25 protein-coding genes, 3 pseudogenes and 1 riboswitch are annotated in these 22514 nt (G+C 40.0%); of the genes and pseudogenes, 21 read left to right on the forward strand and 7 right to left on the reverse strand.

Annotated features, from left to right (window positions below):
• Positions 1-57: 57 nt before the first annotated feature.
• Both RST01_RS09805 and RST01_RS09810 read left to right on the forward strand, forming a co-directional pair.
• The gene (locus RST01_RS09805) at positions 58-519 is read left to right on the forward strand and encodes a hypothetical protein (protein ID WP_066789338.1); all 462 of its coding nucleotides are present in this window, start codon (positions 58-60) and stop codon (positions 517-519) included.
• 20 nt (positions 520-539) lie between these two features.
• A complete protein-coding gene (locus tag RST01_RS09810) occupies positions 540-989 on the forward strand; it encodes an OsmC family protein (protein ID WP_147196356.1) in 450 nt (149 codons plus the stop codon).
• On the opposite strand, the gene RST01_RS09815 is transcribed toward RST01_RS09810, so the two are convergent.
• Positions 967-1218 (reverse strand): hypothetical protein, encoded by a 252-nt coding sequence (locus RST01_RS09815; RefSeq protein WP_147196358.1) that lies wholly within the window; start codon positions 1216-1218, stop codon positions 967-969. The two genes, RST01_RS09810 and RST01_RS09815, sit on opposite strands and share 23 nt — an antisense overlap.
• 121 nt (positions 1219-1339) lie before the next feature.
• Between RST01_RS09815 and hutU the strand changes: the two genes are divergently transcribed.
• From hutU to RST01_RS09840, 6 genes are all read left to right on the forward strand, one after another.
• Positions 1340-3016: a urocanate hydratase gene (hutU, locus tag RST01_RS09820; RefSeq protein WP_066789333.1), complete on the forward strand. Its 1677-nt coding sequence runs from the start codon at positions 1340-1342 to the stop codon at positions 3014-3016.
• Positions 3009-4271 carry an imidazolonepropionase gene (gene hutI, locus RST01_RS09825; RefSeq protein ID WP_147196360.1) on the forward strand — a complete coding sequence of 421 codons (1263 nt, stop codon included), beginning with the start codon at positions 3009-3011 and terminating at the stop codon, positions 4269-4271. Before hutU ends, hutI begins: the two co-directional genes overlap by 8 nt.
• Positions 4272-4429: 158 nt before the next feature.
• Complete coding sequence (gene hutH, locus RST01_RS09830) at positions 4430-5920, forward strand: histidine ammonia-lyase (RefSeq protein ID WP_147196362.1); 1491 nt, start codon at positions 4430-4432, stop codon at positions 5918-5920.
• Positions 5921-6208: 288 nt separating this feature from the next.
• Positions 6209-6379 (forward strand): hypothetical protein, encoded by a 171-nt coding sequence (locus tag RST01_RS15995; RefSeq protein ID WP_158512595.1) that lies wholly within the window; start codon positions 6209-6211, stop codon positions 6377-6379.
• Positions 6380-6439: 60 nt separating this feature from the next.
• The gene (locus RST01_RS09835) at positions 6440-6655 is read left to right on the forward strand and encodes a hypothetical protein (RefSeq protein WP_066789322.1); all 216 of its coding nucleotides are present in this window, start codon (positions 6440-6442) and stop codon (positions 6653-6655) included.
• A gap of 74 nt (positions 6656-6729) precedes the next feature.
• On the forward strand, positions 6730-7038 hold the full coding sequence (locus tag RST01_RS09840; RefSeq protein WP_066789320.1) for a DUF3784 domain-containing protein: 309 nt from the start codon (positions 6730-6732) through the stop codon (positions 7036-7038).
• Between the two features lie 86 nt (positions 7039-7124).
• Here RST01_RS09840 and RST01_RS09845 read toward each other — a convergent pair.
• A pseudogene (locus RST01_RS09845) lies at positions 7125-8312 on the reverse strand (MFS transporter); the annotation flags it as partial.
• A gap of 186 nt (positions 8313-8498) precedes the next feature.
• Here RST01_RS09845 and RST01_RS09850 point away from each other — a divergent pair.
• Positions 8499-9395, forward strand: a complete 897-nt coding sequence (locus RST01_RS09850; RefSeq protein WP_147196366.1) for a 5'-3' exonuclease — start codon at positions 8499-8501, stop codon at positions 9393-9395.
• On the opposite strand, the gene RST01_RS09855 is transcribed toward RST01_RS09850, so the two are convergent.
• The 4 genes and pseudogenes from RST01_RS09855 to mgtE form a co-directional block, all read right to left on the reverse strand.
• Entirely contained in the window at positions 9357-9899 is a 543-nt protein-coding gene (locus RST01_RS09855) for a C39 family peptidase (protein ID WP_147196368.1), read from the reverse strand. The genes RST01_RS09850 and RST01_RS09855 overlap by 39 nt on opposite strands.
• Positions 9900-9975: 76 nt before the next feature.
• Complete coding sequence (locus RST01_RS09860) at positions 9976-10296, reverse strand: thioredoxin family protein (protein WP_147196371.1); 321 nt, start codon at positions 10294-10296, stop codon at positions 9976-9978.
• A gap of 200 nt (positions 10297-10496) precedes the next feature.
• A complete protein-coding gene (locus tag RST01_RS09865; RefSeq protein ID WP_147196373.1) occupies positions 10497-10862 on the reverse strand; it encodes a DUF2188 domain-containing protein in 366 nt (121 codons plus the stop codon).
• 83 nt (positions 10863-10945) lie between these two features.
• Positions 10946-11833: pseudogene (mgtE, locus tag RST01_RS09870) on the reverse strand (magnesium transporter); the annotation flags it as partial.
• On the opposite strand from mgtE, the pseudogene RST01_RS09875 reads away from it, so the two are divergent.
• The 8 genes and pseudogenes from RST01_RS09875 to RST01_RS09910 all read left to right on the forward strand — a co-directional run.
• A pseudogene (locus RST01_RS09875) lies at positions 11827-12747 on the forward strand (acyl-CoA dehydrogenase family protein); the annotation flags it as partial. The pseudogenes mgtE and RST01_RS09875 overlap by 7 nt on opposite strands.
• Positions 12748-12866: 119 nt before the next feature.
• Entirely contained in the window at positions 12867-13223 is a 357-nt protein-coding gene (locus tag RST01_RS09880) for an arsenate reductase family protein (RefSeq protein ID WP_066789288.1), read from the forward strand.
• Between the two features lie 78 nt (positions 13224-13301).
• The gene (gcvH, locus tag RST01_RS09885; protein WP_066789285.1) at positions 13302-13685 is read left to right on the forward strand and encodes a glycine cleavage system protein GcvH; all 384 of its coding nucleotides are present in this window, start codon (positions 13302-13304) and stop codon (positions 13683-13685) included.
• 88 nt (positions 13686-13773) lie between these two features.
• Positions 13774-14115: a toprim domain-containing protein gene (locus RST01_RS09890; RefSeq protein WP_066789282.1), complete on the forward strand. Its 342-nt coding sequence runs from the start codon at positions 13774-13776 to the stop codon at positions 14113-14115.
• Between the two features lie 14 nt (positions 14116-14129).
• The gene (locus RST01_RS09895; RefSeq protein ID WP_147196375.1) at positions 14130-14438 is read left to right on the forward strand and encodes a thioredoxin family protein; all 309 of its coding nucleotides are present in this window, start codon (positions 14130-14132) and stop codon (positions 14436-14438) included.
• A gap of 56 nt (positions 14439-14494) precedes the next feature.
• Positions 14495-14600, forward strand: a riboswitch (SAM riboswitch).
• Positions 14601-14689: 89 nt separating this feature from the next.
• Positions 14690-15715 carry a methionine ABC transporter ATP-binding protein gene (locus RST01_RS09900; RefSeq protein WP_147196377.1) on the forward strand — a complete coding sequence of 342 codons (1026 nt, stop codon included), beginning with the start codon at positions 14690-14692 and terminating at the stop codon, positions 15713-15715.
• Positions 15705-16373, forward strand: a complete 669-nt coding sequence (locus tag RST01_RS09905) for a methionine ABC transporter permease (protein ID WP_147196379.1) — start codon at positions 15705-15707, stop codon at positions 16371-16373. The genes RST01_RS09900 and RST01_RS09905 overlap by 11 nt, the downstream gene beginning before the upstream one ends.
• Positions 16374-16424: 51 nt before the next feature.
• Entirely contained in the window at positions 16425-17243 is an 819-nt protein-coding gene (locus RST01_RS09910; protein WP_147196381.1) for a MetQ/NlpA family ABC transporter substrate-binding protein, read from the forward strand.
• Positions 17244-17280: 37 nt separating this feature from the next.
• On the opposite strand, the gene gltC is transcribed toward RST01_RS09910, so the two are convergent.
• A complete protein-coding gene (gltC, locus tag RST01_RS09915; RefSeq protein ID WP_147196383.1) occupies positions 17281-18186 on the reverse strand; it encodes a glutamate biosynthesis transcriptional regulator GltC in 906 nt (301 codons plus the stop codon).
• Between the two features lie 502 nt (positions 18187-18688).
• Between gltC and sufC the strand changes: the two genes are divergently transcribed.
• Genes sufC through sufU form a run of 4 tightly spaced genes read left to right on the forward strand, consistent with a single transcriptional unit; the run spans position 18689 to position 22456 of the window.
• Entirely contained in the window at positions 18689-19474 is a 786-nt protein-coding gene (sufC, locus tag RST01_RS09920) for a Fe-S cluster assembly ATPase SufC (protein ID WP_147196385.1), read from the forward strand.
• Positions 19475-19492: 18 nt separating this feature from the next.
• A complete protein-coding gene (gene sufD / locus RST01_RS09925; protein ID WP_147196387.1) occupies positions 19493-20800 on the forward strand; it encodes a Fe-S cluster assembly protein SufD in 1308 nt (435 codons plus the stop codon).
• Positions 20800-22032, forward strand: coding sequence for an aminotransferase class V-fold PLP-dependent enzyme (locus RST01_RS09930; RefSeq protein WP_147196389.1), 1233 nt, complete (start codon positions 20800-20802; stop codon positions 22030-22032). Before sufD ends, RST01_RS09930 begins: the two co-directional genes overlap by 1 nt.
• Complete coding sequence (gene sufU, locus RST01_RS09935; protein ID WP_173668481.1) at positions 22019-22456, forward strand: Fe-S cluster assembly sulfur transfer protein SufU; 438 nt, start codon at positions 22019-22021, stop codon at positions 22454-22456. The genes RST01_RS09930 and sufU overlap by 14 nt, the downstream gene beginning before the upstream one ends.
• Positions 22457-22514 lie beyond the last annotated feature (58 nt).

A 22514-nucleotide genomic window follows, 5' to 3' on the forward strand; every position in this document is an offset into this window, starting at 1 on the left:
AGCCCCAAGGTACTCCTTATGGCATAATAAAGTTAACTAGTTGTAAGAGGTGGAAATGTGGAAAAAAGAAAACGATTATTACAAGGTATTTTAGTGATAGCAATTATAGAGATTTTAAGTTTTTATTTTATTGGCAGAGACTATCTGTTTATCAATGGTTTAGATAATATGATTGCCTATGTGGTGGCAGGCGGTATATTCTTTGCGGTGAGTTACTTTTTATTAGTGGAAGTGAGCAACTTCCGTAAAAAGTATATATTGATCGGGATTGCCTATGTATTATTAGTGATCGCTCCGTTTGTCTATAAAAATCATCTCCCGCACTTCAAAGTGGAGGATGCTGAGCAAATCATTCTACGTACAGAAGGTGGACGCGTAGTGAAAGACCGAGAGCTGGGACAAACCATGTTGAATTACGCAGGCGAAGAAGTATACATTATTGCATTGAAGAAAGACGGCAAATTGAAACGCTTTGCCTTTAACCCGACAACAGAAAAGTACTTTTCCATTACGGATTAGATTAGAGAGGGGAACATCTAATGGCAGAACATCTATTTAAATTAAAGGCAAACTGGCCAGGAGGACGAAACGAGGTAGGCGAGATTGAAGCGGGACAACTGAAAACCCAAATCTCAATCCCGCCAGAAATGGATGGGCCTGGCATTGGTACCAATCCAGACGAAATGCTACTGGGTGCTGCTGCTACATGTTATATCATCTCACTAGCAGCCATGATTGAACGAGCAAACCTCAAAACCATCTCGCTCACCATGGAATCAGATGGTGTGGTGGACGTCACAAATGGCGTATTCACCTATAAAAGAATCACCCACAAACCCAAAATCATCATCCCAAGCTCCTACACAGCAAAAGAAGAGCGCCATATCGTAAAACTAGCAGAAAAAGCAGAAAAAACCTGCATGATCAGCAAAGCCATCCAAGGAAACGTAGAATTGGCATTGGAAGTTACGATAGAGGTAGAACAATAACAGCAATTAAATAAAACGAAAATATAGCATGGCCATTCTTCGTGATGAGCCATGCTATTTTTGTGATTGAAAGCCGCGAATTAGCATTTATCATTTGGAAATGAATTGAAGTGGAAACAACGAAGACTCCTGCGGGATAGCGAGGAGGCTTAACGCTCGCCCGCGGAAAGCGACCGCCTGTAGCGGAAATCAACATGACATAACCAACAAACCCTTCAAAATTCTCCATTTCACCCCTTTAACACATTAAAAAAGCAGTCTGCTAGCATGCGACAAATTTTGCCTATTTCCATAGAAAAAGCAGAAAATTTGTGTAATGATAGGGTTAACAATACAAAGGGGGTACTGTTATGGGAATATCAGATGAAAAAGTAATTCGTTACAGAGGGAAAGAACTACATACAAAAGGATGGCTACAAGAAGCAGCACTTCGCATGCTCATGAACAACCTAGATCATGAAGTAGCAGAGCATCCAGACGAGCTAGTTGTCTACGGGGGCATTGGGAAAGCCGCTCGTAACTGGGAAGCATTCGACGCTATCGTCAAATCACTGAAAGAACTAGAAAACGATGAAACACTACTTGTACAATCAGGCAAGCCAGTAGCCATTTTCAAATCACACGAAAATGCACCGCGCGTTTTAATCGCCAATTCAAACATCGTGCCAGCTTATGCGAACTGGGAAACATTCCACGAGCTAGACAAAAAAGGCTTGATGATGTATGGCCAAATGACTGCGGGAAGCTGGATTTACATCGGCTCACAAGGAATTGTACAAGGCACATACGAAACATTCGCAGAGCTGGCAAAACAACACTTCAACGGCTCGCTTGCACATACGATTACAGTAACAGCAGGCCTTGGCGGAATGGGTGGAGCACAACCACTTGCAGTCACAATGAATGGCGGGGTATGTATCGCAATTGATGTCGACGAAACAAGAATTGACCGTCGTATCGAAACACGTTACACAGATGTGAAAGTCAAAACATTAGATGAAGCTATTGAAATGGCTGAAAAAGCAAAAGCAGAAGGTAAAGCGCTTTCAATTGGTTTGCTAGGAAATGCTGCTGAAATTCTGCCAGAAATGATTGCACGCGGCTTCAAACCGGACGTGTTAACAGACCAAACTTCTGCGCATGACCCATTAAATGGCTATACACCTGTAGGCTATACACAGGAAGAAGCAAGTAAATTGCGTAAAGAAAATCCAGATGAATACGTGAAGAAGTCAAAAGACTCAATGAAAAAACATGTAGAAGCTATGGTTAACATGATGGACCTTGGTTCTATCACATTTGACTATGGTAACAACATTCGTCAGGTTGCTTTTGATGAAGGATTTGAAAGAGCATTCGACTTCCCAGGCTTTGTACCGGCGTATATCCGTCCGCAGTTCTGCGAAGGAAAAGGGCCATTCCGCTGGGCTGCCTTATCAGGAGACCCAGAAGATATTTACAAATTAGATGAAGTCTTATTACGTGAATTCAGCGATAACGAGCATTTGTGCAATTGGATTCGTATGGCACGCGAAAAAATCGAATTCCAAGGCCTACCATCACGTATCTGCTGGTTAGGATACGGAGACCGCGCGAAATTTGGTCGCATTATCAATGATATGGTGGCATCAGGAGAAATCTCAGCGCCAATCGTTATTGGCCGCGATCATTTAGACTCTGGATCTGTTGCTTCACCGAACCGCGAAACAGAAGCAATGAAAGACGGCTCTGATGTGGTAGCAGACTGGCCAATTCTAAATGCACTAATCAATGCCGTTGGCGGTGCGACTTGGGTATCTGTCCATCATGGCGGCGGTGTCGGCATGGGCTATTCATTGCATGCGGGCATGGTAATCGTAGCAGATGGAACAAAAGAAGCTGAAGAACGTATCCAACGTGTATTAACAACAGACCCGGGTATGGGTGTTGTAAGACATGTGGATGCTGGCTATGAATTAGCAGAAAAAACAGCGAAAGAAAAAAATATCAAAATACCAATGATGAATAGGAAGGGTTTAAATGTCTAAAGCAGTTTGGATTCAACACGCAGCACAGCTAGTGACGATGCATTTGCCGGAGCATGTCGGACCACGGACTAAAGGGGATATGTCTGAGTTGGGCTTGATAGAAGATGGCTCCGTATGGCTTGAAGATGGAGTTATTCAAGCAGTCGGTACGACATCAGAATTGAAAGAATTCTATGAATCTAGAGCACAAGAAGCAGAGATTGTAGATGCAACAGGACACCTTATTACACCAGGACTTGTGGACCCGCATACACATGTGGCATTTGGCGGCAGCCGTGAACGTGAATTTGAAATGCGTTTAGAAGGCGCTACGTACATGGATATTATGAATGCTGGCGGCGGTATTCATGCCACAACAAGAATGACAAGAGAAGCAAGTGAAGAAGAATTGATTGAGCAAACTTCAAAACGTCTTGATTCATTCCTAGCGCACGGTGTCACAACAGTCGAAGGGAAAAGCGGCTATGGCCTGGATTTAGAAACAGAAATGAAGCAATTGCGCGTTATGAAATATTTGCAAGAGCATCATGCTATCGACTTGGTTCCTACATTCATGGGTGCACACGCAGTCCCGGCAGAATATAAGGGCAAAGAGGAAGAGTATGTCAACCTCATCATTGAAATGATGCTACCAAAAGTAGCGGAGGAAAAGTTGGCTGTATTCAACGATGTGTTCTGTGAAGTAGATGTATTTACACCAGAACAATCAAAAAGAATCTTAGAAGCTGGCAAGGAGCTTGGACTTACTCCGAAAATTCATGCAGATGAAATTAAACCATATGGTGGCGCTGAATTGGCAGCAGAAGTGGGCGCAATTTCAGCAGAACACTTGTTAAAAGCATCTGACGAAGGAATCGAAAAGATGGCTGAAGCAGGAGTCATCGCATGCTTGCTACCTGCAACAGCTCTTTATTTACGAGAAGAAGCCGCTCGTGGCAGAGTAATGGTAGACCGTGGAGTGCCTGTGGCCATTTCAACAGATTGTAATCCAGGCTCTTCTCCAACGACTTCAATGCCTTTAGTCATGAACCTAGCTTGTATATCAATGCGCATGACGCCTGCAGAAAGTCTTTGTGCTGCTACTTATAACGCAGCCTGCGCTATTGGCATGGAAGATAAAGTCGGTTCGATTGAAGTAGGCAAACAAGCGGATATCGTACTTTGGGACGTAGAAAATTATCAAAAATTACAATACCTATTTGGTGTAAACCACGTAGAACAAGTATGGAAAAAAGGCATACAGGTAGTAGGATAATTATTTCAGGAGGAGATGTAGAGCATCTCCTCTGATTCTGAATCAGACCTAGAATCACTGCTATAATCTCGCAACACTTTGCAGTTTTAAAGCAATTCTCATTGGCTGATACAAGATTCATAGATCATCAGAGGTAGACATGAAGGGAGCAAGGAGCAATGGTAGTATTAAACGGCAGCCAATTAACAATTGAACAAATGAAAGCTATTCTTTTTGAGAATGAAGGCGTTGAAATCGCTGAATCTGCTCGAGAAGCCGTAATCAAAAGTAGAACGGCTGTAGATCAAATTGTACAACAAAATAAAACGGTTTATGGCATTAACACAGGGTTTGGTAAGTTCAGCGATGTGAGTATAGCAGAAGAGGATACGAGACTTTTACAGCTTCACTTAATCCGTTCGCATGCATGTGGTGTTGGTGAACCATTCAGCGAAGTAGTATCGCGTGCTATGGTCGTGCTTCGATTGAACGCATTATTAAAAGGGTTCTCAGGTATTCGTTTAGAAGTACTAGAGCGCTTAGCTTACATGGTTAACCATCGCATCCACCCAGTCATCCCACAGCAAGGTTCTCTTGGGGCATCTGGCGATTTGGCGCCATTGTCACACCTTGCGCTTGTGCTAGTAGGAGAAGGCCTAGTATTCCAAAGCGGAAGACATGTGCCGTCTGCAGAAGTATGGCGCGATGAGCTTCTATTGCCAATAGAGCTAGAAGCAAAAGAAGGCTTGGCGTTAATCAATGGTACGCAAGCAATGACAGCTCAAGGGGTAGTCGGTTATATTGAGGCAGAAAAGCTTGCTTACGATGCAGAGTGGATTGCTGCTATGACTGTCGAAGCTTTGCGCGGTATTACTGATGCTTTCCATCCAGCGATCCATGAAGCAAGAGGCTATAAAGAGCAGATCGAAGTAGCAGAAAGAATGCTAGAGTGGTTAAAAGACAGCAAGCTAACAACCGTGCAAGGTGAAATGCGCGTACAAGATGCATATTCACTACGCTGCATCCCGCAGATCCATGGTGCAAGCTGGCAAGTACTAAACTATGTTAAAGAAAAATTAGAAATTGAAATGAATGCAGCGACAGATAACCCGCTTATCTTTGATGATGGAGAAACAGTTATCTCAGGTGGTAACTTCCATGGACAACCAGTTGCGTTTGCGATGGATTTCTTGAAAATAGGCATTGCTGAATTAGCGAATGTATCAGAAAGAAGAATCGAAAGACTTGTAAATCCGCATCTAAATGATGGTTTACCACCTTTCTTAAGCCCACAGCCAGGTATGCAATCAGGTGCGATGATTATGCAATATGCAGCAGCCAGCCTTGTTTCTGAAAATAAAACATTGGCACATCCGGCTTCAGTGGACTCTATTCCATCATCAGGCAACCAAGAAGATCATGTAAGTATGGGAACAATTGGATCAAGACACGCATACCAAATTATTCAAAACAGCCGTCGCGTACTAGCAATCGAAGCCATCTGTGCAGCGCAAGCAGTTGAATATAGAGGCGTTGAAATGATGTCACCAAAATTGGGTGGCAAATGGCAAGACGTGCGAAATGTTGTGTCTAGTTTTAATAGAGACCGTAACTTCAGCGTAGACATTGAAAGTGTTGCGAGTTATTTGGGACGTATTACTGTACAATAATATAAGGTGTTAGTTTTAGAGAAGAGACGATTTTGCATATGTGTTATGCAAGCCGTCTCTTTGTTTATGTTTATTGAAATACCCAATTGAATTGAAATATCACCTATATTGAGTGATAATCTTGACGTTATCCATCAAAAGTATGTAGGATAGAGTAAAAGTATGGTAGAAGAAACTAATTATATCCAATTGTCCTTTGGTTAAAGTGCAATAATATAGAAAATGAAAAATAATAAATTACATAGCGATGACAAATGAAGAAATATCCTGAATGAGGAGGTTTTGTAAATGTTTAAACGTACGCTATATTGCTCTATTTGCAACCGAGAAGTTCGTGATGGAGAAGAAATTTACGCGAAGATGAAAGCTCCGAAGCATTCGATTATGGTCGAAATTAAATCTTATTTAAAAAAAGAAAGTATGATTTTTTGTACAAATTGTATTAATAAAGTGAATTAATGAATTGATGTGTACAGAAAGTTTCTTAGTTTTATGGCGGTACAGCAAGGCGGTGTAGCAATGAAGAATATTAAGGATGCTTTAAGTATAGCTTTAGGGTTAATTATTATTAAGTTAGTTTTCAGACTGATTCCGCCCTGGGATGGGTTTACAATGCTCTTTGAAGATGGTATCTGGATGGGGATAGGCATTATTTTAACTTCTTACATTGTTCTATTCCTTATCGTATACATAATAATTAGTATTAGAAGACGTAAAAAAGCTGATGGAAATTAACTTATGCTTGTTTCTCAATAATAATAAAAGGTTTTAAAGGTAATAAAAGCTTACTTTTAAAGTGAGGGATAAATATGATTGTAATGATAATTGTCATCGCATTATTCATAGGGATCGGTATTATATTCATCAATGGCAAAGGTTCCTCTTTGATTGCAGGCTTCAATACAATGTCACCTGAAGAAAAAGAAAATTACGATACGGTTGCACTTTGCAAGTTTATGGGGAAAATGATGTTTGTATTATCATTCTGTATGTTGTTCTGGCTTCTCAGCGAGGTGTATGCATCAGATTGGCTATTCACCGTAGGAATCGTTTTATTCATTGGTGTTGTAGCATTTATGCTCATTTACGCTAATACGGGAAATAGGTTTAAAAAATAAAGGGTAGTAGTGTTATTAACAATTTAGATAAACCAACGAGAGCGTAAATTGTTTATAAACAATTTATGCTCTTCAAATTAATTAGGTTAAATCCTAATGATTTTTCTTTTTACTTTTAAAATAAAAAACCCACATGTTGATGTCATACATATAATAAGGCCTATCATTAAATACAAGTTTCGAATAGATACAAAATTTACCCCAATCGTAGCAATCAAAATACCTGTAGGAAGCATTGATCGCATAATTAACAAGCGAATAGAAGTTACTTTGCCCATTAAATGATTGGGGATAACTTGTTGGATAAGCGTAATATTATATATGTTAAATATAGCTATTACAATTCCCGCTATACATTCTGTAACTAAAGCTAAAGAGTACCAAGGAGTAAATGCTAAACTTACATATGTACATCCACCAATAAACAAAGCTCCGAACAGAATCGCAATTTCATTAATTATTTTTATTTTGGAAGTCAACAGTGCCCCAACTGTATATCCAATAGGAAAGCCAGCCATAAATATCCCATATGCAGAATAAGGTTGATTTAAGATTGTCGTAATATATGGAAGAGTTGTGACGATTGTTACGCCAACGCCAAATTGAACAAAGCCAAAGAAAACGCCTAACCAAACAATTAAAGAATTCGAAATGTAGGTTTGAAAGCCTTCTTTAAATTCCGCTATCCATTGTCTACGTTCGTTACCATTTATTTTGGGTTCTTTTACAAAGACAAGGGTGATTGAACTAAAAATAAATGCTATGGCAACAATCATTAATATCCAATGTATCTTAAATAAATCTACAAAAATACCTGCCAAAATAGGTCCCATAACAGCCATGATTTGACGGATACTATCTAATGAAGCATTTGCTTTTGCTAATTTATCCTTCTTTATAATTGTCGGTAAAATAGCTTGATTAGCAGGCGTAAATATAGGCATTATTAAACCAAAAATAATTTGAATAATATAAATGACAATGGTACTTAATGCATTTGAAAAGAGTAGTATGACTAATAATAGTACCAATATTGCACGAATACCTTGGCATCTTATCATTGTGTTTTTTCTGCTCCATCTGTCAATATAGGGACCAATAAATAATTGCATAAAAAACGATGGTACATAATAGATAAGCCATACTAAACCTAATGCACTCGCAGAGCCTGTCAAATTATAAATTAAAATTGAATTACAAAAAGTAAAAAAAGCTCCTCCTAATTCAGAGGTCGCACTACTTAACCAAATTGCCCTAAAACTATTAAACATAAAGCTCCCCCAAAAACTGTAATTATCAACTCTACTTTCTTTCTATCTTTATTCTACAAATATTTCCAAAATCCTTGTTATGCTGTTATTTCCTCAATAGAATAGTTGTGTTCGCTCTGATTATCGGGGGACTAAAAGACAAACGTTCAAAACGATTTTTGTTATAATCATAGTATACTTGTATTTAGAATGGAGATTTTTATTTTGGATAAGCAACCACATTTATTGCTCATTGATGGAATGGCGCTATTGTTTCGTTCGTTCTTTGCGACAGCACCCATGCATCAATTTTTTAGAAAAAGTGATGGCACGCCGACTAATGGTGTCCAAGGATTTGCTAGGCATGTGCTAAGTGCACAGTCAATTATGCGGCCAACACATATTGCTGTTTGCTGGGACATGGGGGTTCATACATTCCGTAATGAATTGTTTGATGGATATAAAGCGAATCGCCCAGCTCCTCCGGATGAACTTAAGCCGCAGTTTGATATGGCAAAGGATGTATCCGAGATGATCGGTTGGCAAAACTTCGGTATTGTCGGCATGGAAGCGGATGATACGATAGGGTCGATTATCGACCAATGGAGCGACAAAGCGAGAATCACAGTCATAAGCGGGGATAAGGATTTACTTCAATTATTGAATCCTTCTACTACTATTGCATTAACTAAAAAGGGCTATACAGAATATAACATTTATAATGAAGAACGATTTATGGAAGAGTATGCTATTGATCCACCACTTTTTGCGGATGTTAAAGCATTCATGGGAGATACGAGCGATGGGTATCCAGGTGTGAAAGGAATTGGTCCAAAAACTGCATTGAAGCTGATTCAAACATACGGTTCTGTTGATGGTGTATTAGCGTCAATTGATGACTTGAAACCAGCGCAACGCTCGAAAATTCAGGAACATGAAGAAATACTAAAACTATCGCTACAACTAGCACGAATTAATAAAAATGTACCGATTGAGGGAACACTTGATGATTGTGAACTGCCGATCTGGGATCACTCAAAATTAGAGCAGCTTACAATGGAAGGGTACTCACTCATTTCCCGTCATGCTCGCTCCCTCATGTTTTAGTGGAATTAGCTTAAAGAAACGAAGAATAGCGTGGTTCTTATGATAAGAGATCTCACGGATTTGGCTATCACGATGAGGGCTGCCATTATCATGGATGATTAAAATTAAATCATCCCTTTTCTTTTCAAAACCTATCATTGGCACATAATGATAATCAAAATCGCCCTTCGTATAAAAATGAAGGGTAAAGTAGCGATCAAATTTCAGAATTACAGGACGTCCTTCATTTATTTCATTTAAAGCATCATCAACACTACATTTGCGCACGTCATAGGATGGGCTCAGCAACTTCCGTAAGTTTCGGGTCAAGCGATGGGAGAACAAGCCAATCGGTGTGCATCCTAGCAATTGGTAGAGTTCGTTGATGCTTTTTTGTTCTTCTTGAAGTGAAAGGTAGCGAAGAATCACAAATACGGTAGTAGGTCCGTATGCGGAGTTCCGGTACTTCTCAAGGATGGATGGTGCATATTGTGATTGGCCAACTAGGGGCAACTGTATTCGCATTTTTTTACCTCCATTAAAATAATTAGAGAACGATTGAAAAAAAGGCCTACTGTTAGAAGTAGGCCTTTTTTGTGTCTTAAGCTTGTTGTGCGTCTAAGAATGCCATTACATCAGTTGGCGTTTTTGCATTTGCTGAGTGCAAGTGAGCTAATTTTTCGCCGTCTTTGAAAATCAATAGGCTTGGAATGCCCATTACTTGATATTTTTCAGCAAGCTCAGGGAAATCATCACGATTGATTTCATACCATGTATATTGGTTGTAGTCTGAGATTATTGGATCAATAAACATATTCATGCGTGTGCAATCTGGGCACCAGCCTGCAAAGAATTTCACCACAACGGGTTGAGCGGATGAAATGATTTCGTTAAATTGTTCTGCTGTTGTAATTGGTTGCATTATTTACACCTCATAGTCTTTATTATATAAACTCTTTGCCATTTGAGTAAGCCAAAAGGAAAAGTCTCATTTATATCTAGTATGTTATCACAAAATGCTCGTATACAGGTAATTACCTGTTTCGCAAAAGAATTGCGTGAGGTGCAGGGTTTTCCTTCAATAAAAAAAGCCGCCATTATCTTAAATAAAGGCGGCTAGTCTTATTCGTATAACGTATGTTCAAGTTTCCCATCAGCATAATAGACATCAAGTATACCGTCATGTTTATTTACATAAGGCTTCCCTTTAGCAAGCAAATCTTCTTTGGAGCTTTCTGTAAAAATGGCATGCGCACTGTCTGATTTTTTCAAGACCCAATCATGGTCGCTGGGCTTTGCTTCGAAGCGAGGGCGCTCATTGCTGCTTCCTTCCACATATTCATGTGCTTTTGCAGTTGCAATGGCAATCGCACGTCCTTCTTCATAACCTTCATCCAGCAGGGCATTGGCGATCTCAATCGCTTTGTTTCGGACATCTGTTTCTAAATTTTTCATGGAAGCGGGATAATCCTTTTTGGTCCATGGCATATAAAACACCTCCTGATGGCTAAATTCCCGTTATAGCAAAGTGATAAACGCTGGAGGCTTACTAAACGAATGACAGCCTATTTTTACGTTAACTTGGAAAGAAACATTGTAGCAATGCCAAAATAAATAAGCAGCGACAAGATATCGTTGATTGTCGTAATCAGAGGTCCTGATGCCACTGCGGGATCTACCTTAAATTTATTCAAGATAAGTGGAATTACTGTACCCGCTATTGTGCCGATGATTAAAGTACATAAGAGTGAGGAGCCGACAACAAGTCCAAGGATCATACTTCCTTGCCAAATAAACGCGATGACAGATATGACTACTCCGCAAATAATGCCAAGGCTCACCCCAACAATTAATTCTCGGAGAATAAGCTTTAATGCGGCCCTAAATGTTATATCCTCAGAAGCAAGTCCGCGAACTACTACGGCGAGCGACTGTGTCCCCGTATTGCCCGTCATGCCCGCGATAAGTGGCATGAAAAAAGCGAGAGCTACAACTGCTTCAAGTGTTGCTTCGAAACGAGAAATGATACTTCCTGAAACTAAACCAATGAATAATAGCAATATGAGCCATGGAAGTCGTCGGTAAGTAGCGACAAATGGTTTCGTGCGAAAGTCAATTTCTTTCCCAGAAGCAAACAGCATTTCAATATCTCGATTAGCTTCACTCACTACAATATCAAACACTTCATCTGCACGAATGATGCCTACTAATATATTGTCCTCATTTACCACTGGCAGTGAGACGAAATCATAGCGGCCGATCATTCTAGCAACCTCCGCTTGAGTTGTTGTATCAAGCACCTTGGCGATGGATGTCTCCATCACATCTGCAATACATTCGTCTGGCTGCGCTAAAAGGAGATCACGGTAGGAGATAACGCCAATGAGCTGTTTTTCATCATTAATAATATACACATAGTTCAAGTAATGGGCGAAATCCTTATAATGCTTTAAATCAACGCCAACAATTCGGCACACCAATCTCTTCCTTTAACTTAACAAAAGAAAAATTATCGACAATGGCTTCAAGATTGTATGCATCAGAATCGCTAATTTACCGTACAGTTGGTTACTTTGAAGAACGCATGAGCCACTTAAGCCCCGAAGAACAAAAAGACGGCAAAAAAGTAGCTGCAGCAATCGCAGAATATGCAATCGAATGTTCAATCAATAAAGTATTTGGTTCTGAAACATTAGATTATATCGCGGATGAAGCTGTACAATTGCATGGAGGTTATGGTTATATGCAAGAATACGAAGTAGAACGCATCTACCGTGACTCACGTATCAACCGTATCTTTGAAGGTACGAATGAGATTAACAGATTGATTGTACCAGGCACATTTGTGAAAAAAGCAATGAAAGGCGAACTACCTTTATTGCAACAAGCACAAAGCCTGCAAGCTGAATTGTTGTCAATGATGCCAGAAGAAATCGGTGATGAGCCATTAGCACAAGAAAAACACCTTGTAAAAATGGCGAAGAAGATTGCACTATTGGCTGCAGGTACAGCAGTACAACGCTTTGGTGCAAAATTAGAGCAAGAACAAGAAGTCCTTGTGAATATTGCCAATATCGCGAACCAGCTATTTGCAATGGAATCTGTTGTATTACGTTCTGAAAAAGCGCTTAACCGTGATGGGTTTGATAAAGCGGCACAAAAAGTTTTGTATACAGAAATCTTCTGCCAAGAAGCATTTGCTGAAATTGAAAAAGAAGCAAAAGAAACTATTTTGGCATCAGTGGAAGGTGATGAATCACGCATGCTATTATCTGCATTGCGCAAATTGACTCGCTATACACCTTACAACCTGATTTCTAAAAAACGCCATGCATCTGTTAAATTAATCTCAGCTGAAAAATATACAGTCTAATCGTAAGTAAATAAACCTTTGAAATCCGGTCATACTAATCATGTGGCCGGATTCCTTGCGTATAAATAAGTGTCGCTCTACAATAGTAGGAGTATTTGTAGAGGAAAGAAGGAATGTTTATGCCAATCAATTTAATACAATATCCTAACTGTACAACCTGCAAAAAAGCGAAAGCTTGGCTGCTGAATCACAATATTCCATTTACGGAGCGTCACATTGTTGAAAGTACGCCTTCTGCGGAAGAAATTAAATCGTTTTGGAAGCTTAGTGGCTTGCCGCTGAAAAAGTTCTTTAACACCTCTGGGAAGAAATATCGTGAACTTGAGCTGAAAGATCGTCTAAAGGATATGAGCGAGGAAGATCAGCTTGCATTGCTTGCGTCAGACGGTATGCTTCTAAAGAGACCTATCGTTACAGATGGTCAAAAAATCACCTTAGGTTTTAAAGAAGAAGATTTTGAAAATACATGGAAGTAGCTTATAGAATTGCTTGTTTTTAGATAAGGATTATGTCAAAATTAATATGAATATAAATACATATTTGGAGGGGTAGAAATGAGTAATATTCCAGCAAGTTTGCGTTATTCAGAAGAGCATGAATGGGTGAAAACAGAAGACGGTAAAGTACGCATCGGCATTACAGAGTTCGCACAATCTGAACTTGGCGATATCGTATTCGTAGAACTTCCAGAAGTAGGCGACGAAATCGTAGCAGACGAACCATTCGGTAGTGTTGAATCTGTTAAAACAGTTTCAGAATTATACGCGCCAATCTCAGGTAAAGTAGTTGAAATCAATGGAGAGTTAGAAGACAGCCCTGAATTCGTTAACGAATCACCATATGAAAAAGCATGGATGGTTGTTGTAGAACCTTCAGATTCATCTCAAATCGATGCGCTATTATCTGCTGAACAATACGGCGAATTAATCGAAGAATAATCTTATTCAAGCGCCTCACTATTCTGTGTTGGCGCTTTTTATATCAAATGAGAGTATCGTCTGACTATCCAATGAGGAGGTGCGGGCATTGCCTGATAAAGTGCTTATAGTAGAGGGAAGGCAGGATAAGCTTCAAATAGCACCTCTATTGACAGAAAGCATTCCAATTATATGCACCAATGGAACGATTAGCGCAAGCAAGCTAGAAGAGTTGCTAACCCCTTACGAACAATACGATTTATACACATTATTCGATGAAGATTACTCAGGCGACCGCTTGCGGGCACTGATGAAAAAAGAGTATCCAGAGGCATATCATTTGCGTACACTCTCCTTATATAGACAGGTAGAAACGACTCCAAGAAAATATTTGGCAAGGGTCTTGTTAGCAGCAGATTTCGAAATTGACCCTGCTTATTTTATAGAATAGGGATGATCCAATCGATGCAAGAATGGTCAATTGAAGAATGGGAAAACACGAAAAAAAGCGGCCAATTGTGCGCTTTTTATCTCTATACGCCCATGTGTGGTACATGCATGGTTGCCTCTAAAATGATGGAGGTCATCCAACAAACATTCCCACAAATCCCAATGGGTAAAATCAATTTGAATTATGCTGAAGAACTGGCATATGAATATCAGGTGGAAAGTGTTCCTTGCCTGTTAATCGCTGAAGATGGCGAAGTGCATGACAAAATATACGCTTTTCAGTCTGTGTCATATTTGTTTGAAAAGTTTCAAAAAAAGGATTGACGAACAAAATTCAGCATGGTAAAGTAACTAGCATAACCTAATTAAATATTGCGTTGCTCTTATTAAGAGAGGTGGAGGGAAGTGCCCTATGAAGCCCGGCAACCGTCACAGTTTGTGATATGGTGCCAATTCACGCAAAGTGTAAACTTTGGAAGATGAGAGAACGGTTTTCGTATAAATACAATACGTAAGGCCTTTCTGTTTATCTTTAACAGAAAGGCCTTATTTTTTTTGATGAAAGGGGTTTGGCTATGATTCTCTTAAAGAATGTACTAAAAAAATATAAAACAGCAAGTGGATCCCTTACAGCTGTCCAAGATGCCAATTTGACGATCAGAAAAGGTGAAATATTTGGAATTATCGGTTACAGCGGTGCTGGTAAGAGTACAATGATTCGTTTGTTAAACGGGTTGGAAAAACCGACTTCAGGCACCGTACAAGTGAGCGGGTACGATATATCCACCATTAAGGGAAAAGAGCTGAGACAGGCAAGACAGAAGATCAGCATGATATTCCAGCATTTCAACCTGCTATGGTCGCGGACTGTGGAAGAAAATATCGCCTTTCCTCTTGAAATAGCGGGCGTTGGAAAAGAGGCAAGCCAAAAGCGAGTAAGCGAATTAGTTGAAATGGTTGGCTTAAAGGGAAGAGAGAAAGCCTATCCATCCCAATTGTCAGGTGGGCAAAAACAGCGCGTAGGTATTGCAAGAGCATTAGCCAATAATCCAGAAGTGTTGCTTTGTGACGAAGCAACCTCAGCGCTCGATCCGGAAACAACAGATGCTATCCTAGATTTGCTTTTAGACATTAATGAAAAGCTGGGTATTACAGTTGTGCTTATCACACACGAAATGCATGTTATCCGCAAAATCTGTCATCGAGTGGCAGTGATGGAGGCTGGGCAAATCGTTGAGCAAGGCAATGTTCTAGAGGTGTTCCAATCACCAAAAGCAGAAATTACAAAAAAATTCGTTTCTCAGGTAACAGAATCAGCAGAACATAAAGAATCGATTTCGCAAATGCTGGATGATCCAAACAGCCAATTAATTCAGCTGACATTTGTCGGCAAGAAAGCTGAGCAGCCAGTGATTTCGCATTTGATTCGCACATTCGATGTGGATGTAAATATTGTGCACGGAAATATTTCCGCTACCAAAAGCGGCCCATACGGCACACTGATCGTTCGCATTGCGGGCAATGAAGAAAATATAAATAGAGCCATTCAATACTTAGATGGGGAAGATGTTAAATCGGAGGTGATCCAACATGCTAACTAAGTTATTTCCAAATGTGGATTGGCTAGCAATGTGGGAAGCAACACAGGAAACTATTTATATGACAGTAGTCTCAACTGTGTTCACCTTTGTCATTGGACTTTTATTAGGGATTATCCTATTTTTGAGCAGTCCCAATCAATTATGGGCAAATAAGCTAGTCAATTGGCTGACAGGATCAGTCGTGAATATTTTCCGCTCTATTCCATTTATTATCCTGGTCATCCTCCTTATCCCATTTACTAACATGCTATTGGGAACGATTCGAGGAGCGAACGCAGCATTGCCGGCATTAATTATCGGCGCTGCACCTTTCTACGCGAGACTAGTATTGATTTCTTTCCGGGAGATTGATAAAGGGGTGATCGAGGCAGTCAGATCTATGGGCGCTAAAACAAGCACATTGATTTGGAAAGTCTTAATCCCAGAATCATGGCCAGCTTTAATCTCTGGCATTACAGTGACAGCTGTAGCATTAGTCGGCTATACAGCAATGGCGGGCATCATTGGAGCAGGAGGCCTAGGCGACTTAGCCTTTTTAGATGGATTCCAGCGTAGCCGTACCGACGTCGTATTTGTTGCCACTGTGTTTATATTAGTCATCGTGTTTGTTATCCAAATAGTGGGTGACTTTATTACAGCAAGGCTTGATAAACGATAATTTGGTTGAACCGTTCAGACGTTCACATAAAACGAAAGGGAGTTATGAAAAATGAAGAAACTTGTAGCAGGAATTCTTACCGCATCGTTGGCACTTAGCCTAGCAGCATGCGGAAACAAAGACAAAGCAGGATCAGACAAAGAATTGGTAGTGGGTGCATCTAATACACCACATGCTATCATTTTGGAAAAAGCGAAGCCTATTCTTAAAAAAGAAGGCATTGATTTGAAGATTGAAAAATATCAAGACTATGTATTACCAAACAAAGATTTAGATTCCGATGAAATTGATGCCAACTACTTCCAGCACATTCCGTATCTTGAAGAACAAATGAAAGACAATAACTATGATTTTGCGATTGCCGGCAAGATTCACATCGAACCAATCGGCGTCTATTCACAAAAATATAAATCACTTGATAAGTTGCCAGATGGAGCGACTATTCTAATCTCCAACTCTGTGACTGACCAAGGTCGTACACTTCAATTGCTTCAAGCAAACAAGTTGATTACGCTTAAAAAAGGTGTAGATCCTACTAAAGCAGTCATTAAAGATATTGATGAAAATCCGAAACACTTAAAAATCGATGGCGGCACTGCACCTGAAATGTTAGTGCAAATGTACAAAAACGGGGAAGGCGATGCAGTTGTCATCAACTCTAATTTCGCCATTGATGCTGGTTTAGTCCCAACAAAAGATGCTATTGCTATTGAAAGCTCTGATTCACCATATGTAAACGTAGTAGCAGTGAAGAAGAAAAATAAAGACAACAAAGCAGTGAAAAAACTAGTAGATGCCCTTCATTCAAAAGAAATCCAAGACTTCATTACGAAAGAATGGAAAGGGTCAGTTGTACCGGTTTCTAAATAAAACAAAAAGGTGTAAGCATTTAATGCTTACACCTTTTTTATAATTTAAATTGCGACAGCCGTGAGAATAGTTGGCATACAAAGTCTAAAAAGATTTTTTCAGAAGGGGCCAGGTCACGATTGCGTGGATAGATAACCCCAACATTTCGTGTGAATGGAGGATTGGTGAGCGTCAACTTAGCTGTACGACGAGGTGTAGCATCGTAAAATGCACTTTCCGGTAGTAGGCTTACGCCGATTCCTGCGGCAACCAAGCCCTTTAAAGCATCTAAATCTTCACCCATCGTTGTGATATGTGGAGTAAACCCGACGGATTTGCAAGCTTCTACAGCAACCTGATGTAATATGTAATCTCTCGGAAACACAACAAAAGGATCTTTATGAAGGTCGGCCAATTGGATTTCTTTTTTATTTGCCAGGCGATGGTTTTCAGGGACCAAAGCAGCGATGTTTTCAGTAAAAAGTATTTTTGTATCAATCGATTCTTCATTTGCTGGAACAGGCCCTAAGAAAGCTAAGTTTAATTCACGATCCTTTACAGCCTGGATCAGATAGCGATAAGACCCTTGGCGTAATTGAAAGGAAACCGTCGGATGTTCTTTCTTGAAGGCTGATATGATGGTGGGCAGCAAAAAACTAGCCAGGCTTGTAGGGAAGCCGATTTTAATCGTTCCTTCTTCAGGGTTCAAGTATTCTTCAATCTGTTTTTGTGCAAAGTCGATGGCTTTCAATGATTCCAGTGTGTGTTCATAAAATACTTTGCCTATAGGCGTAAGCTTCACATTTCGACCAATGCGTTCAAATAGTTTAACACCTAGTTCATCCTCTAAATTGGCGATTTGCCTGCTGACTGCTGATTGTGCCACTTGCAGTCTTTCAGCAGCAATCGAAATATGCTCTCTTTCTGCTACAGCGACAAAATATCGTAATTGGCGTAATTCCAAACCGACACTCACTCCTTTCTATCTAATTTTTCGATTAATTCTAATTGAATTATATATGTTTTGGATGTTTTTTAAAATGGAAAGCCAGTTTCCCATAAAAAAAGAACACATTGCCTTAATAGTGAATCATGAATCTGGGTAGAATAGGGCGAGGTGATTCTATGAAAGCGAAAGATCTTATTTTGATTGTTTTAAAAGAAATGCGTGTCAGAATGGGAGAGGAGATGTGGATGAAACTAGAATAGTAAAGGGGTTAACACAGTTTTCATAGTGAAATCAATTCTCAATTAGAATCCTTCTATTGAAAATCATTTGATTTTCATTTAAGCTGATAGATAGTGAGCCCAAAATGTTTTGAAATAATGTATACCAACTATCTTTGATTAGGATGAGAAACATTTTCAAATGATTTGCAAAGGGCTTTTTTTTGAGATAAAATTAGAATGATATTAAATTAGAAATGACAGCAAACATTTCATTGAAAATAAATGGGGGTAATACAATGTCAACTTTAGTCATTAAAGATCTTCACGTCGAAATTGAAGGCAAAGAGATTTTAAAGGGTGTTAATTTATCACTCAATACAAACGAAGTACATGCAATCATGGGTCCAAACGGTACAGGTAAATCTACGTTAGCTTCTGCTATTATGGGCCATCCAAAATATGAAGTAACATCTGGTTCTATTACTTTAGATGGCGAAGATGTACTAGCTATGGAAGTAGACGAACGCGCAAAAGCAGGTCTATTCCTAGCAATGCAATATCCTTCAGAAATCAGCGGTGTTACTAACGCAGACTTTATGCGTTCTGCAATCAACGCAAAACGCGGCGAAGGCAACGAAATTTCACTTATGAAATTCATCCGCGAATTAGATGAAAAAATGGACTACCTAGAAATGCCTGAAGAAATGGGTCAACGTTATTTAAATGAAGGATTCTCTGGCGGGGAGAAAAAACGTAATGAAATTCTTCAGTTAATGATGTTAAAACCTAAATTCGGTATCTTAGATGAAATCGACTCTGGTTTAGATATCGATGCATTAAAAGTTGTATCTAAAGGAATCAATGCAATGCGCGGCGAAGGTTTTGGTTGCTTAATGATTACCCACTATCAACGCCTATTAAACTACATCACACCTGATCATGTACACGTAATGATGCAAGGTCGCGTAGTTAAATCTGGTGGCGAAGAGTTAGCTCAAAGACTAGAAGCTGAAGGCTATGACTGGGTTAAACAAGAATTAGGAATCGAAGACGAAGAAGAAACTACAGGACAAGAAGCATAAGAGGGAGGATGAGCCAACATGACGGTTGAAACAAAATTAACAGTAACCGCCGAAGATGTACGCTCTTTCTCTGAAGCCCAAAGCGAACCTAGCTGGTTGACTGAGCTTCGTGAACGTGCACTAGCGGATGTAGAGAACTTGCCAATGGCAAAACCAGATAAAACAAATATCGAAAAATGGAACTTCACTGAATTCCCATCACTTTTAGTGGAGAGCGCTCCATTTGCTTCTTTGGAAGATTTGCCAGCAGAAGTAAAGGCAATCGTAGACATTGAAGGTCAACAAAACATTTATATTCAACGCAATAACACGCCAGCTTTCTTGCAATTATCAGAAGATCTAGCAGCTCAAGGCGTTATTCTTACAGATATCCATACAGCAGCACGCGAACATAGCGAGCTTGTACAAAAGTACTTCATGACTGAAGGCGTAGAAGTGAATCAGCACAAACTGACATCTTTGCACGCAGCTTTAGTTAATGGTGGTGTGTTTGTCTATGTACCAAAGAATGTGGTAGTAGAAGAACCAATCCAAGCCATTTTCCTTCATGACAATGAAGATGCTTCATTATTCAACCATGTATTGGTTGTAGCAGAAGCAAACAGCTCTGTCACTTATGTGGAAAACTATCTTTCTACTATGGAAGAAGCAAAAGGACAAGCTAACATTATCTCAGAAGTAATCGTAAACGATAATGCAAAAGTTACGTATGGCGCTGTAGATGTGCTTGCAAAAGGTTTGACAACTTACGTGAACCGCCGAGGCATTTTACATCGTGACGCGACAATTGATTGGGCACTTGGCTTGATGAATGACAGCGATACGATTTCTGAAAACATCACATACCTAAAAGGTGATGGTTCACATGCAGATGCTAAATCAGTGGTTGTAGGTCGCGGCGAACAAAGCCAAAACTTTACTACAGAAGTAAGACATTGGGGCAAAGCATCTAACGGTTATATTTTGACTCATGCTGTAATGAAAGATGCGGCTCGCGCTATTTTTAACGGTATCGGCAAAATCGAGCATGGCGCAACAAAAGCGGATGCAGAACAAGAATCACGCGTTCTTATGTTAAGCAAAGATGCTCGAGGCGACGCTAATCCAATCCTATTGATTGAGGAAGATGATGTAACTGCTGGACACGCAGCTTCAGTTGGCCGCGTTGACCCAGTTCAGTTGTACTACCTAATGAGCCGAGGCATTTCAAAAACAGAAGCAGAACGTTTAGTAATTCATGGATTCTTAGCCCCTGTCGTTAACAAATTGCCAATCGAAGGCGTTAAAAAACAATTGACGGAGGTCATTGAAAGGAAAGTTCGCTAATGATTAATGAAGATATTCGAAGCTATTTTCCAGTATTAAACCAAGAAGTAAATGGTCATCCTCTAGTCTATTTAGATAGTGCTGCTACAACTCAAAAGCCTATTCAAGTGCTTGAGGCTGTGAAGCGCTACTATGAATACGAAAACTCAAACGTCCACCGTGGCGTTCATACATTGGGCAATCGTGCAACAGACTCCTATGAAGGAGCGCGCGAGAAAGTCCGCAAATTTATCAATGCTAAGTCAACGGAAGAAATCATCTTTACGCGTGGTACTACTGAAAGCTTAAATATGATTGCAGCAAGTTATGGCCGCGAAAATGTAGGTGAGGGCGATGAAATTGTCATCACCTACATGGAGCACCACTCCAACTTGATTCCTTGGCAACAGCTTGCTAAAGAAAAAAATGCAACACTTAAATACGTCGAGTTGAATCCTGATGGTACCATTTCAATGGATACAGTCAAAGAAGCAATTACAGATCGTACTAAAATCGTTGCGATGTCTTCAGCATCTAATGTACTGGGCACAATCAACCCGATCAAAGAAATCACAGCTGTTGCTCATTCACATGGCGCAGTTATGGTGGTAGATGGGGCACAAGGTGTACCTCATTTTAAAACAGATGTACAAGACTTAGATTGTGATTTTCTAGCATTCTCCGGCCATAAAATGTGCGGCCCAACTGGTATTGGTGTATTATATGGTAAAAAAGAGCACCTAGAAAACATGACGCCAATATCCTTCGGGGGCGAAATGATCAGCACAGTTGATTTGTATGAATCTACATGGGCAGACCTTCCTTGGAAATTTGAAGGCGGCACACCAAACATCGCCGGTGCGATTGGACTTGGTGCTGCGATTGATTTCCTTGAAGAAATCGGCATGGACAGAATCGTGGAACATGAACGTAGATTAACTCAATATGCATTTGAACAAATGGCAAAGATTGAGGGCATTTCAATTTATGGCCCAACAGATCCTGCAAAACGTTCAGGGCTGATAACATTCAACCTAGAAGGCGTACACCCACATGATTTAGCGACAGCGCTAGATATGGAAGGCATTGCAGTACGTGCTGGCCATCACTGTGCACAACCATTGATGAGATGGCTCTCCTGTGCAGCAACAGCCCGTGCAAGCTTCTATATTTATAATAATGAAGAGGATATTGACCGACTTGTTGAAGGGTTGCGTAATGCAAAGGAGTATTTTGCTGATGTCAATGAATAAACTTGATCAACTTTATCGTTCTGTCATTATGGATCACTATAAAAAGCCACGCAACAAAGGCGTGATCGATGACTCAAACATTTCTATCGATATGAATAACCCTACATGTGGTGACCGTATCCATTTGTCACTACAAGTTGAAGATAACATCGTAAAAGATGCGAAATTTGACGGAGAAGGCTGTTCAATTTCAATGTCTTCCGCTTCCATGATGACTCAAACTATCATCGGGAAAACAACGGAAGAAGCAGTAGAACTAGCACATGTCTTCTCTGAAATGATGCTTGGCCATGAGCATGACGAATCATTGGACCTTGGCGATGTAGAAGCACTATCCGGTGTCTCTCAATTCCCAGCTCGAATCAAATGCGCAACACTTTCTTGGAAAGCGATGGAAAAGGGTATTAAAGAATTAGAATCATAATTCCATTTGGGAAGCGGAAGATGACGACTCCAACGGAAAATGCTTGAACTGAAAGCCC

It is taken from the genome of Rummeliibacillus stabekisii, from assembly GCF_007988965.1.
Classification (GTDB): domain Bacteria; phylum Bacillota; class Bacilli; order Bacillales_A; family Planococcaceae; genus Rummeliibacillus; species Rummeliibacillus stabekisii.

What these genes read in the sequence shown, in the direction of transcription:
- RST01_RS09810 (WP_147196356.1), top strand. Translation starts at nt 540, where the DNA reads ATGGCAGAACATCTATTTAAATTAAAGGCAAACTGGCCAGGAGGACGA.
- RST01_RS09815 (WP_147196358.1), bottom strand. Translation starts at nt 1,218, where the DNA reads ATGGAGAATTTTGAAGGGTTTGTTGGTTATGTCATGTTGATTTCCGCT.
- hutU (WP_066789333.1), top strand. Translation starts at nt 1,340, where the DNA reads ATGGGAATATCAGATGAAAAAGTAATTCGTTACAGAGGGAAAGAACTA.
- hutI (WP_147196360.1), top strand. Translation starts at nt 3,009, where the DNA reads ATGTCTAAAGCAGTTTGGATTCAACACGCAGCACAGCTAGTGACGATG.
- hutH (WP_147196362.1), top strand. Translation starts at nt 4,430, where the DNA reads ATGGTAGTATTAAACGGCAGCCAATTAACAATTGAACAAATGAAAGCT.
- RST01_RS15995 (WP_158512595.1), top strand. Translation starts at nt 6,209, where the DNA reads ATGTTTAAACGTACGCTATATTGCTCTATTTGCAACCGAGAAGTTCGT.
- RST01_RS09835 (WP_066789322.1), top strand. Translation starts at nt 6,440, where the DNA reads ATGAAGAATATTAAGGATGCTTTAAGTATAGCTTTAGGGTTAATTATT.
- RST01_RS09840 (WP_066789320.1), top strand. Translation starts at nt 6,730, where the DNA reads ATGATTGTAATGATAATTGTCATCGCATTATTCATAGGGATCGGTATT.
- RST01_RS09850 (WP_147196366.1), top strand. Translation starts at nt 8,499, where the DNA reads ATGGAGATTTTTATTTTGGATAAGCAACCACATTTATTGCTCATTGAT.
- RST01_RS09855 (WP_147196368.1), bottom strand. Translation starts at nt 9,899, where the DNA reads ATGCGAATACAGTTGCCCCTAGTTGGCCAATCACAATATGCACCATCC.
- RST01_RS09860 (WP_147196371.1), bottom strand. Translation starts at nt 10,296, where the DNA reads ATGCAACCAATTACAACAGCAGAACAATTTAACGAAATCATTTCATCC.
- RST01_RS09865 (WP_147196373.1), bottom strand. Translation starts at nt 10,862, where the DNA reads ATGCCATGGACCAAAAAGGATTATCCCGCTTCCATGAAAAATTTAGAA.
- RST01_RS09880 (WP_066789288.1), top strand. Translation starts at nt 12,867, where the DNA reads ATGCCAATCAATTTAATACAATATCCTAACTGTACAACCTGCAAAAAA.
- gcvH (WP_066789285.1), top strand. Translation starts at nt 13,302, where the DNA reads ATGAGTAATATTCCAGCAAGTTTGCGTTATTCAGAAGAGCATGAATGG.
- RST01_RS09895 (WP_147196375.1), top strand. Translation starts at nt 14,130, where the DNA reads ATGCAAGAATGGTCAATTGAAGAATGGGAAAACACGAAAAAAAGCGGC.
- RST01_RS09900 (WP_147196377.1), top strand. Translation starts at nt 14,690, where the DNA reads ATGATTCTCTTAAAGAATGTACTAAAAAAATATAAAACAGCAAGTGGA.
- RST01_RS09905 (WP_147196379.1), top strand. Translation starts at nt 15,705, where the DNA reads ATGCTAACTAAGTTATTTCCAAATGTGGATTGGCTAGCAATGTGGGAA.
- RST01_RS09910 (WP_147196381.1), top strand. Translation starts at nt 16,425, where the DNA reads ATGAAGAAACTTGTAGCAGGAATTCTTACCGCATCGTTGGCACTTAGC.
- sufC (WP_147196385.1), top strand. Translation starts at nt 18,689, where the DNA reads ATGTCAACTTTAGTCATTAAAGATCTTCACGTCGAAATTGAAGGCAAA.
- sufD (WP_147196387.1), top strand. Translation starts at nt 19,493, where the DNA reads ATGACGGTTGAAACAAAATTAACAGTAACCGCCGAAGATGTACGCTCT.
- RST01_RS09930 (WP_147196389.1), top strand. Translation starts at nt 20,800, where the DNA reads ATGATTAATGAAGATATTCGAAGCTATTTTCCAGTATTAAACCAAGAA.
- sufU (WP_173668481.1), top strand. Translation starts at nt 22,019, where the DNA reads ATGTCAATGAATAAACTTGATCAACTTTATCGTTCTGTCATTATGGAT.